Source organism: Flavicella sp., from assembly GCF_037132785.1.
Classification (GTDB): Bacteria; Bacteroidota; Bacteroidia; order Flavobacteriales; family Flavobacteriaceae; genus Flavicella.
Genome location: NZ_JBAHZZ010000130.1, coordinates 1 through 12,845, shown reverse-complemented (window position 1 = coordinate 12,845; position 12,845 = coordinate 1). Strand labels below are relative to the sequence as shown.

At 31.5% G+C, this 12,845-nt stretch carries 5 protein-coding genes and 3 pseudogenes; 4 read left to right on the top strand and 4 right to left on the bottom strand.

The features are described 5' to 3' along the window. The 4 genes and pseudogenes from V5787_RS08700 to V5787_RS08685 form a co-directional block, all read left to right on the top strand. Window positions 1-136, top strand: a pseudogene (locus tag V5787_RS08700) (IS1595 family transposase); the annotation flags it as partial. An 82-nt stretch (window positions 137-218) separates the two neighbouring features. Then, window positions 219-533: a DUF6660 family protein gene (locus V5787_RS08695; RefSeq protein ID WP_336892853.1), complete on the top strand. Its 315-nt coding sequence runs from the start codon at window positions 219-221 to the stop codon at window positions 531-533. A gap of 70 nt (window positions 534-603) precedes the next feature. Beyond that, the gene (locus V5787_RS08690; RefSeq protein ID WP_336892852.1) at window positions 604-4,938 is read left to right on the top strand and encodes a CusA/CzcA family heavy metal efflux RND transporter; all 4,335 of its coding nucleotides are present in this window, start codon (window positions 604-606) and stop codon (window positions 4,936-4,938) included. Window position 4,939: 1 nt separating this feature from the next. After that, a complete protein-coding gene (locus tag V5787_RS08685; RefSeq protein ID WP_336892851.1) occupies window positions 4,940-6,148 on the top strand; it encodes an efflux RND transporter periplasmic adaptor subunit in 1,209 nt (402 codons plus the stop codon). 828 nt (window positions 6,149-6,976) lie between these two features. Here the strand turns inward: V5787_RS08685 and obgE are convergent. The 4 genes and pseudogenes from obgE to V5787_RS08665 all read right to left on the bottom strand — a co-directional run. After that, entirely contained in the window at window positions 6,977-7,969 is a 993-nt protein-coding gene (gene obgE, locus V5787_RS08680; RefSeq protein WP_336892850.1) for a GTPase ObgE, read from the bottom strand. 41 nt (window positions 7,970-8,010) lie between these two features. After that, window positions 8,011-9,128, bottom strand: a pseudogene (locus V5787_RS08675) (adenylate kinase). 84 nt (window positions 9,129-9,212) lie between these two features. Continuing rightward, window positions 9,213-12,191, bottom strand: coding sequence for a protein translocase subunit SecDF (gene secDF, locus V5787_RS08670; RefSeq protein WP_336892849.1), 2,979 nt, complete (start codon window positions 12,189-12,191; stop codon window positions 9,213-9,215). 267 nt (window positions 12,192-12,458) lie between these two features. Next, window positions 12,459-12,695 (bottom strand): annotated as a pseudogene (locus V5787_RS08665) (IS1595 family transposase); the annotation flags it as partial. Window positions 12,696-12,845 lie beyond the last annotated feature (150 nt).

Genomic DNA, 12,845 nt, shown 5'->3' with positions numbered 1-12,845 from the left:
AGCTTACTTTGATGAATTTTGTTTTAGAATTAATAGGTCACAATACAAAGAATCCATTTTTCATAAAACAATTCTTAGAATGGTACTACAAAAACCTAAATATCAAAAAAATACAAAACAGACACTAGGCGTATAACTCAGTCTATTTTAATTAAATATACCAAAACTTTTGGCATTCTCATTTGAGAAGCAAATAATTATTTCTATCTTTGCAATTCATGAATTATGTAACCTTCATATTGTCAATTTATATACTAGCACTTTCTTTTGTGACTTGTAGTGACACGACTGCTGATAGTTTCTTCTCTGAAGATGAAACAGATTTTGATCAGGAAAATCATTCACATTCTGAAGATATTGATTCGTGCTCGCCTTTTTGCTCTTGTCAATGTTGTCAGGTAACAGTAGATGTATTTCATTTTTCTACTTTTAACTTGTCATTAGAATTAATTTTATTAGAGGAAATATCTAGTATACATAATGATCTTTGTCAAGAGGTATATCAGTCTTTATATCAGCCACCTATAGTTTAGTTTGATTTGTTGAGGGATACCCATTCCTTTAATGTCTTTTAAGACTCATTTTTAACTAAAAAATCATTTAATGATACATAAACTCATTGATTTTTCAATCAATAACAAATTTGTTATTGCATTGTTAACACTTGCATTGATAATTGGTGGTATTTATAGTGTACAGCAAGTACCTGTAGATGCGGTTCCTGATATTACCAACAATCAAGTTCAAATTATTACCCAATCACCAAATTTAGGAACCGAAGATATTGAACAATTTGTTACTTATCCAATAGAAATTGCGGTTGCAAATTTACCTGAGGTAACAGAGATTAGATCTATTTCTCGCTTTGGTTTATCTGTAGTGACCATTGTATTTAGTGATGACTTAGATACATATTTACCTCGACAATTAGTGTCGGAGAAATTGGCGGAAATAAGCTCAAACATTCCAGATGGATTTGGGAAACCTTTTATGGGACCAATATCTACTGGCTTAGGTGAAATTTATCAATATACCCTAGAAGTCGATCCAGAATATAAAGAAGAATACGACATTCAAGAACTTCGAACTATTCAAGATTGGATTATTCGGAGACAAATGGCAATGGTTCCTGGAGTTGTAGAAGTAAATGCTTTTGGAGGAAGTATCAAACAATATGAAGTGGCTATTGATCCTGATGATTTGAAATCTATGGGATTAACGATTGGTGATGTGTACAGTGCTTTAGAAAATAATAATCAAAATACAGGAGGTGCTTATATAGAAAAAAACCACCAAGCTAACTTTATCAGGGGAGAAGGATTGGCTCGTTCATTAGAAGATATTAGAAATATAGTTGTAGAAAATATAAATGGTTTACCAATCACAATCGATGATATTGGTAAGGTTCAGTTTGGAAGTGCAATTAGGTATGGAGCTTTGACTAAAAATGGAGAAGGTGAAGCTGTAGGAGGAATGATTTTAATGTTAAAAGGCGCAAGTACAAATAAAGTGATTGATGCTGTTACTAAAAGAATTGAGCAAATACAAAAATCGTTGCCTACAGGAGTTTCAATCAAACCATTTCTTGATAGATCAAAATTAATAAAAAACACTACTAATACGGTAAGAAACAATTTGATTGAAGGAGCTTTGATCGTGATTTTTATACTTATATTATTCCTAGGGAACTGGAGAGGAGGATTGATTGTCGCTTCAACGATTCCTTTATCCTTGTTGTTTGCCTTTATTCTAATGCATGTATTTGGTGTTTGGGCTAATTTAATGAGTTTAGGAGCTATTGATTTTGGAATTATTGTTGATGGAGCAGTAATTATTGTAGAAAGCACTGTCTTTTTAATTTACAAACAGGTATCAAAAAAACATTCAATAACTCAAAAAGAAAAGAATGAGATTACCTTAAAATCCTCTTCTAAAATGATGAACACTGCCTTTTTTGGTCAGTTGATTATTCTTATTGTATTCTTGCCGATTCTTACTTTGGAAGGTGTTGAAGGAAAAATGTTTATTCCAATGGCACTTACTTTTATTTTTGCTATGATTGGAGCGATGGTGTTATGTCTTACTTATGTGCCTATGGTAACCTCCTGTTTTATTTCAGCCCCAAAATCAAAGAAAGTGTTTTTTGGAGATAAAATAGTGAAAGCACTAGAGAATATTTACGAGAAAAGTTTGAAAAAAACAATGAAAAAAGGAAAGTTGATTATCATTTCTTCGTTGGTTTTACTTGGTATTTCAGGATATGTTTTTTCAAAATTAGGAGGAGAATTTATACCGCAATTGGACGAAGGTGATATTGCTTTTCATGTTATGTTAAAACCGGGTAGTGCCTTATCAGAAACTATTGAAGTGACAACAAAAGTGGAAAAAATCATCAAAGATAAATTTCCAGAAGTTATTGATATTATTAGTCGAATTGGTGTTGCGGATGTTCCAACAGATCCAATGCCCATGGATATATCAGATACATTTGTTATTCTAAAACCTGCTTCAGAATGGACATCTGCTTCTTCAAAGGAAGAATTAATTGATAAAATGAAACTAGCTATCGAGCAAATACCAGGAGTCAATTATGAATTTAGTCAGCCTATTGAAATGCGTTTTAATGAATTAATTACAGGTGTAAGAGAGGATATCGCAATTAAGTTATATGGAGAAGATTTAGATGTTTTAGCGAACAAAGCAAAAGAAATTGGTGCTTTAGTATCATCAGTAAGAGGTGTAGCAGATTTAAAAGTGGAGGCAACATCAGGACAGCCACAAATAACAATCAAATATGATAGATATAAGGTTGCTCAATATGGTGTTAATATAAAGGATTTAAACAATCTTGTAGAAACTGCTTTTGCTGGAGGAGTAGCAGGAGTTATTTTTGAAGGAGAAAGAAGATTTGACCTTGTTGTTAGATTAAAAAAAGAACTAAGAAAAGATCTTGCGAGTGTTAGAAACCTGTATGTAAGCTTACCAGATGGAGCTCAAATTCCATTAAAAGAATTGGCCACGATTGATTATAAAGCGGGACCAATGCAAATTAGTAGAGATAATACAAACAGACGAGTTTATGTGGGGATTAATGTACGTGGAAGGGATATTAAATCATTGGTTGAAGAAATTCAAGAAAAAATTGAAACTGAAATCAAATTACCAGCGGGATATTATATTAGATATGGTGGGGCTTTTGAAAATTTAGAAAGGGCTACAGCGAAATTAAAAACAGTTGTGCCTATTGCTTTGGGATTGATTTTTATTTTGATTTTTTTCGCTTTAAAATCAATTAAGCAAGCCACTATGATTTTTATGGCTATTCCATTAGCAGTAATAGGTGGAGTGTTTTCTTTGTTCTTAAGAGATATGCCATTTAGTATTTCTGCAGGAGTAGGTTTTATTGTATTATTTGGAGTCGCAGTTTTAAATGGTTTGGTGCTAATTAGTGGGTTTAATGAGTTAAAACAAGAAGGCATAATTGATATAGATGAAAGAATTAGACTAGGAACCAAAAGAAGGATTCGTCCAATTATGTTAACGGCTTTGACGGATATGCTTGGTTTTCTACCAATGGCACTGTCTACTTCTTCAGGAGCTGAAGTACAACAACCTTTAGCAACTGTAGTAATAGGTGGTTTGTTAACATCAACTTTATTGACATTATTTATAATCCCAATTTTATATAAGTGGATTGAAAATCGAGATAAAAATAATTTTAGTATGAAACCAATTATTGGAATTATCACAGTTCTGTGTTTGATAAATCCGAAAAGTCTTTATAGTCAAGAAACTTCAATTTCATTGGATGCTGCTATTACTATAGCAACGGAAAATTATCCTGCCTTAAAAACTTCACAACTTATTATTGACAAAGAACAGGCTTTAAAAAGTACTGCGTGGGATTTTGGAAATACTCGTATTTTTACTGGAGGAGATGAAATAGGGAATAACAATGATGCAACTTATACGACTTTAGGAATCGGCCAGTCTGACATAGCGTTATTTTCTATTGCTTCTAAAAATAGATTGGCAAATGAGCAGATCAAAAAAGCAAAAACAGGTTTAGAGCTTAATTTATTAGAACTCAAACAGAAAGTGGAATATGCTTGGGTAAAAGCTTATACAGCAAAATTGATTTTTAATTCGTACAAAGAAATTGATGTCGTTTTTTCAGGACTAAATAAAGCTTTAGATCTTCGTTTCCAAACAGAAGCTATTTCTAAAATTGAGTACAATACAACTATAAATGAAGGTGAATTAATCAAGTTAAAGAAATATCAATATTTTACGAATTATCAAATTGCATTGCAAGAATTGAATCAATGGTTGTATTCTAAAGAGTTTTTTGATGTTTCGGAAATATCGTGGGAAGAATTTGATGCTCCAATTGTTTTATCAAATGAAGTATTGAAAAATCATCCTTTATTTAACTTATGGGAAAGTGATTTATCCGTTGCTAAAGCAAAACAGAAGGTTTCTAAATCTAAATATTTACCTACTATTTCAGCGCAATATGGATTTCAGAAAATTGGAGATCAAACGGGATATAACAGTTATCAATTTGGATTGAAAATTCCCTTGGTGTTTAGCAAAGCAAGAGGTGAATCTAAAGCTGCAAAAATAGCTGTTGATATAATTGATCAACAAAATAAAGTAAAAGAAATGCAACTTAAAAACGGTTTTGAAATAGCTTTGTCTAGATATAATCAATTAAAGCTGAATTGGGAATATTATAAAGAAAAGGCTTTACCATTGGCAATTGAACAAAGAAATGGCGCTACATTTGCTTATAAAGAAGGAAGTATGGGTTATATTGCATTTATTCAAACACTAAAAAATGCGATAGAATTAGAAATTTCAACCTGGGAAGTTTTACAAATGTATGCTGAAAGTAAAATAGAACTTTCTTATTATTTAACGACAAAATTAAAATAAAATGAAAAAATTATATATATATATTGTGCCCTTTATAATTCTAAGTTTTTTTAGCTCTTGCAAAAAAGATAATCATAATGACAATTCATCAACTGAAATTGTTCATGATGACAGCGATGGACATGACGATCATGACAATCATAAAGAAGAACATACCGATAAAGTAACTCTAACCAAAGAACAGGCAAATATTTTAGGTATTTCTGTAGGGCAGGTTTCTAAACAGAATATGAAAGGGTATATTATAGCAAATGGGATGATTGAGGTGCCTCCACAAAACGAAGCTGTCATCACTACTTATTTAGGAGCAAATATTGTAAGCATTGAAGTTATAGAAGGAGAAGAAGTGAAAAAAGGAAAAGTATTGGCTTATATATCACATCCAGAAATAATTAAACTTCAAACCGATTATTTACAAACATATAATCAATTAAATTATTTAGAGCAAGATTTTATAAGACAACAAAAATTATATGATGCGAATGTTAGTTCTGGTAGAGATTATCAAAAAGCAAAAGCAGATTATTCTAGTGCCAAGGGGTTGGTTATGGGGTATGAAAGTCAGCTCCAGTTACTTGGTTTGAATTATTCTAAAATTAGAAAAGGAATCATCTTACCAACTGCCCCTGTTAAAAGTACAATTAATGGTTTTATTGAGTTTGTGAAGGTAAAAACAGGTCAATATGTACAACCTCAAACGCCTTTGTTTGAAATTGTAAATATAGAACATATTCATGTGGATTTAATGGTGTTTGAAAAAGACATAAAAAAGGTGAGAAATGGTCAAAAAGTCTTGTTCTCCGTCAAGTCATTAGATCTTAAGGATATGGCAGGGGAAATTTTTTCTATTGGAAAATCTTTAGAAAAAGGGCCAAAAGCCTTACACGTACATGCAGAAATAGATAATCAATATGAACATTTAATTGTTGGTATGTATGTAAATGCTAAAATTATTGTTGATGAAAAACTAGAGCAAGCACTTCCAGAAGAGGCTTTTATCAAAGAAGAGGGAAGCATATATGTTTTTAAGGTAGAAGAGGGTGAAAACATGGTGTTCGAACCTGTTGAAGTTTTGGAAAAGAATAGATCGAATGGCTTTGTTTCATTTGCTTTTAAAGAACAACAAAGTGAAGGTTTACTGTTGGCGAAAAGTGGAGCTTATTATTTAATGTCTGAATTGAAAAAAAGCGAAGCGGGGCATTCTCATTAACGATAAATAAGTGTATTTCACGATGTTTTTATTAATGAAAAAGTCGTAATTGTGTGCGATTTATATTTGATTTAATTCGAAAAAACTCTTTGTAAACAGATGAAACTGGGTGTAAAATGTTAATTTTTTTGTGTAAACAAGCAAAAATAACATTTTAAAAATCGCCCAATTTTAAGTAATACCAAATGAATTTCAGAGTGGTTGATAATAAATTTGAATTATTTTTTCTTTAGATGAAATAAAAAACATAAGCATAGCCAAGGTTATGGCTCTGTTTTATATTGAAATATAAAGGAAATATAAACTAGTTTAATCAATCATTTTGGTGTTTATTTGGTATAATAGGAATTCATTGTTTTACTGGAGAAATACAGCTAATTCTGTAGATTTTTCAACCTCTAAAATCAGTACATACGGATACCTAATACTTCTTGATAACTAGAATATTAACATAAGTTGATAAAGAAGTTTGGAAAATATTTGTTAGATTTATGTACTCCTCAACTTATTACTTACAACTGCCAGATTCAACTCAAACAGTGTTTATTCCTAGTTATCAAAAGGCCTTTGTTTACAAGGATTTATTCCGAGAAATGATAAGTGCGTTCAGTTATTAAAATAGAGTGTTTTTTACCTGAAAGTTCAACTTTCCAATCCGTTGTTAGCAAATCAGTTTAAAATAATCATGATTTATTTTAGCATCTAAGCATTTGAAAATTTGAACACAGGGATTTTTTCAAAGATGAATAAAAAACATTCCAAATTATTATTAGGTCATTTAAAAACCAAATTGGTATAACACCTCTATCTTTATTTTAATATGTAGCCCTATTTAGTTAATAGTTTCCAAATAGCATCCTTTAATTCCATGATGCCCACTTGAGCTAAAGATGAAAAGAATAAGGTTGGAATACCTTCTGGCAACTCTTGTTTTATTTCTTCTTTAAGTTCATCATCAAGCATATCAGATTTTGAAACAGCTAATAACCTTGCTTTATCTAATAGTTCGGGATTATGTTTTTTTAATTCATTCAATAGGATATGATATTCTTCTTTAATATTATCAGAGTCTGCTGGGATTAAAAAGAGTAAGGCAGAATTACGTTCAATATGACGTAAGAATCTATGACCTAAGCCTTTTCCTTCTGAAGCTCCTTCAATTATCCCTGGAATATCCGCCATAACAAAACTCTGATGATCTCTATAGTCCACAATTCCTAAGTTAGGTTTTAGAGTTGTAAAAGCGTAATCAGCAATTTTAGGTTTTGCAGCGGTTACAGTTGCTAACAAAGTCGATTTTCCTGCATTAGGAAATCCTACTAAACCAACATCTGCCAATAGTTTTAATTCAATTTGAAACCAACCATCTTGTCCAGGCATACCAGGTTGCGCATAGCGAGGAGTTTGATTGGTTGAAGATCTGAAGTTCCAGTTTCCCAAACCACCTTTTCCTCCTTCACATAAAATTATTTCTTGATGATTATCTGTGATTTCAAATATTATTTCTTGTGTTTCAACATCTCTTACAATAGTTCCTAAAGGGACATCAATATATTTATCTTGTCCATCAGCACCAGTACTTCTACTTTTACTACCATTACCTCCTTTGTCAGCTCTACTGTGTTTTAAAAAACGCAAATGGTGTAATGTCCACATACTTTTATTGCCTTTTAAGATGATATGCCCGCCACGACCACCATCACCACCATCAGGTCCACCTTTGGTAATAAATTTTTCTCTGTGTAAGTGTGTAGATCCACCACCACCATCACCAGAAGATGCGTAGATTTTAATATAGTCAATAAAATTCCCTTCTGTCATGTCTATGGTGGTTTATTCGTGTGTGATTTAAATAATGATGATTATTGTAATCCGTCAATAACGTTTGAAATTAAGTCTGTAATATTATCGATAGATCCAACACCGTTAATTCCGTAATATTTATTTTGTTTGTCGTAGTAATCTTTTACAATAGCAGTTTTGGTATTATATTCGTTAAAACGATTTCTGATTTTAGATTCATCTTGATCATCTGCACGGCCTGAGACTTTCCCTCTCTCTAATAAGCGGTCAACCAAAATATCTTCTTCAACCTCTAATGCAATCATTGCATTGATAGTTGTTCCTTTTTTAGTTAAGAAAGAGTCTAATTCAGCAGCCTGAGATTCTGTTCTAGGAAATCCGTCAAAGATAAATCCATTGGCTTTAGTATTTTTCTCAACTTCAGCTTTTAACATGTTAATAGTTACCTCGTCTGGCACTAAATTACCATTATCAATATATGATTTAGCTAAAATTCCTAATTCAGTTTTATTTTTAATATTGAAACGGAATACGTCTCCGGTAGAAATATGTACCAGGTTGTATTTGTCTTTTAATACGTCTGCCTGTGTTCCTTTTCCTGCGCCAGGAGGGCCGAATAATACGATGTTTTTCATTGTTATTGTTTTAATAATTTATATACATCAGGAAGATTTCTTCCTAGTCTGTCATAATCTAGTCCATACCCAACAATAAAGTAGTCTGGTATTTCAAAAGAGACATAATCTATATGTAATTCTTTTCTAAAAACGTCTGGCTTAAAAAACAGAGTTACTATTTTAAAATCTTTTAGTTTTTCTTCACCTAATATTTCATGTATTTTTTGAAGGGTTGTTCCTGTATCAATAATATCTTCTAAAACGACAATAGTTCTACCACTAAGCTCTTCGTTGATACCTAAAAGTTGCTTGACCTTTCCTGTAGATTTCGTTTTTTCATACGAGGCTAGTTTTATAAAAGAAATTTCACATTCACCATCAAAGGCTCTTATAAAATCAGCTGCGAAAACAAAACCTCCATTAAGGATACTAATAAAAATTGGAACTTCTCCATTCAAGTCGTTCTTTAGCTGTTTTGCTAAAGATGTAACAGCTTGAGCAATTTTATCACGATGGATGTAAACCTCAAATTGCTGATCGTGTATGGTAATCGGTTTCATCTATATAATTCTTGCTTTGAAAATAACAGAAAACCGTCCCCAATATTATTAGGGACGGTTTACCATATATATATACGGTATTTATTAGTTGTTCTTTTTTTTCTCTAATTTACCAGAAGTATCAAACATAATTGGAGATGCAACGAATAATGACGAGTAGGTTCCTACTAACACACCAATAATCAATGCAAACATAAATCCTTTGATAGAATCACCTCCAAATAAGAAGATTGCTAACAATACGATTAATGTTGTTAATGAAGTATTAACGGTTCTACCCAAAGTACTACTCAATGCTTTATTCACAATTTTTGAATATCTCCATCCTTCATGTATTTTAGTGTATTCTCTAATTCTATCGAATATTACCACAGTATCATTTAGGGAGTATCCTACAACTGTTAGAATAGCTGCAATAAATGATTGACCTATTTCCATATCAAAAGGCATTATTTTGTATGCGATTGAGAAAATAGATAGTACGATTATTACATCATGGATAACGGCAACAACGGCTCCTAAACTATATTGCCATTTCTTAAACCTCAATAATATGTATAAGAAAACAACAAATAGAGACCCGAATATTGCCCACTTAGCTGAGTTTTTAATATCATGAGCAATGGATGGTTCGACTTTAATTGAATTGAGAATTCCAATTTTTTGATCGTCAAATCCTCCTTTAAATTCGTCTAAAGTAGTTCCTTCAGGTAAGAAATCTTTTAGACCTTCAAACAATGTAATTTGAACTTCAGTATCAACTTGTTCTCCCTCTTCTTCTATTCGGTATTTAGTTGTGATTTTTAATTGATCGTTTGATCCATAAGTTTTAACTTCAGGAGAACTTCCAAAAACAGCTTTTAAACTGTTTGCAACTTTTGTCGAGTTTGTCGCTTGGTCGAAACGGATAACATAAGAACGTCCTCCTACAAAATCTACTCCATAGTTTAAGCCATTGGTAAATAATGAGGCGAAGCCAAGGACCATAAGAGTCCCAGAAATAATATAAGCGATTTTACGTTTCTTTAAAAAGTCAATATCAATTGTAGTAAACCATTTTTTTGTGATTCCTGTGTTAAAAGTCAATATTTGACCTTTATTAGAATAGGAATCGATAAACATTCTTGTAATAAAAATTGCAGTAAATAAAGAAGTAGCAATACCAATCATTAATGTTGAAGCAAATCCTTTAACCGGTCCTGTTCCAAAAATGAATAAAATTAACCCAGTTAATAAGGTAGTAATATTGGCATCCAAAATTGAAGACAAAGCGTTGTTAAATCCATCGGAAATACCTTCTTTCAAACCTTTTCCTTTTTTTAATTCTTCTTTTATACGCTCAAAAATAAGTACGTTAGCATCTACAGACATACCTATAGTTAATACAATACCAGCAATACCAGGTAATGTTAATACAGCACCAAAGGCAGATAAAATTCCGAAGATGAATAGGATGTTTATTAATAAAGCAACATTTGCAAACATACCAGATTTCCCGTAGTAGAAAACCATCCAAATTAATACTAATAATAAGGCTAAAGCAAAAGATATAATTCCACTGTCAATTGCTTCTTGACCCAATGATGGACCAACAATTTCAGACTGTATAATATGTGCAGCAGCAGGTAATTTACCTGCCTTTAAAACATTTGCTAAATCTTGCGCCTCTAATACTGTAAAGTTTCCAGAAATAGAAGTTCTACCACCTGTAATCGCAGTATTTACTCTTGGAGCAGTATAAACATAGTTATCCAAAACAACAGCAACAAAGTTACCTATGTTTTCTGAAGTCATTTTTGCCCATAACTTAGAACCTCTGGAGTTCATTGTCATGCTTACCTCAGGACTTGTTCCTAATTGGTCATATTCTTGAGAAGCATCGATAATAATATCACCGTGAATAGGAGCTTCGTCTTTTCTGTTAGATTTGATTGCATATAGGTTAATCACTTCTGTATCCGCGATAGGCTTAGCATCCCATAAGAATTTTACATGCTTCATCTCAGGAGATAATAAAGCTCTGATCTCATCCATTGCTAAGTATTTATTTACTGTAGCGGTATCAATCACTGAAGCGCTACCGATAATAGAGCTTATTTCATTTTGACTATTAGGAATTCTAGGATATAGAACAGAAAATAAATCTATTGTTTGTTTGATTGAAGTTGAATCTTTTACTTCTCCTAATAAATCATCAATTTCACTTGAGTCATCATTTTCATTAGTAATTTCTTCTTCAGTATTTTCATCTTGAAAAAGTTCGCTTATTTTAGAGTTTGCGGAATATAAAAACAGAGCTGTCTCTTGGTTAGAATATAATTCCCAAAACTGTAATTCAGCAGTAGATTGTAATAATTTTTTAACTCGTTCAATATCTCTTGCTCCAGGTAATTCAATTAAGATTCTACCAGACTTACCAATTCTTTGAATATTTGGTTGTGTAACACCAAACTTGTCAATTCTACTTCTTAATACTTCAAATGCAGTATTGATAGAACTGTTTATTTCTTCACGAATAGCATCTTTTGTCTCTTCGTCAGATTTTTGGAAGTTGATCTTTTCTCTTAAAGATTTGTTGCCAAAAATATCAGGAGCGTTTAGTTTGTCATCTCCAGTTGCTATTTTATCAAATTCGATAAAAAACAAATCTATATAAGAATCACTGCTGTTTATTTGAGCAATTGAAGCTGCTTTTAATGCCTTATTAAAAGATTCATTTTTAGAATTGTTAGACAATCCGATTAAGATGTCTTTTACAGAAACTTGTAATGTAGCGTTAATCCCTCCTTTTAAGTCAAGACCTAGGTTTATTTCTTTGTCTTTAATATCGTTGTAGCTAAAAGTAACTCCGAATTTATCAAAAACAGGAATGTTAGCAACAGAGTCAAGGTATGCTCTTTCAAATTTAGCGATTGCTTTACCATCATTTTCTTCAGCAAGTGAAATTGCGTATTCTTTTGCGTCATTTTCTACATTGCTAACCAGCCATGTGAAAGATAATTGATACAAACTAACGATTCCAAAAAGGATAGCGAATAGTTTTATGAGTCCTTTGTTTTGCATTCTTAATATAGTCTTAAATTTTATAAACGTGCAAATATAGTATTTCAAACAGGAAAAGACAATTTTTTGTCGTTTTTAATTTAATGTACTGTAATGCCTTAACTTTGTAGGTGAATTTTAGAAATAAAAGGAAAGTTCAGTAAAAATACGAGCTACAGGACTCTTCCGTTTTAGTTATTTTCATCTAACTCCATGGAAACTGTGATTAGTAAAAATACAACAACTACTGACAATCTTGGCTCATTCTGTTGATTAAATTTTACTGAGTTACACGCCTAGTGTCTGTTTTGTATTTTTTTGATATTTAGGTTTTTGTAGTACCATTCTAAGAATTGTTTTATGAAAAATGGATTCTTTGCATTGTGACCTATTAATTCTAAAACAAAATTCATCAAAATATGCTTGTATATGCCATTTACTTACATGAGTTGGTATTGCTCTTAACCAAGATTTTAGTTGCATAATAACCACATGTAACTCTTTGAAGTTTTTTCCATTATTACTTTTTAAATCTAAAATTTATATTTTTTTTTCTTATTTTCATTGTTTATGTTAGTTATGGATCTATTTTTTGGTTCATTTTCCTTTAGTTTTTAGAATTAGTGGCAATTATCCTTGGACTTCTATATAAATTGTAACAAATAGCTTCCATCA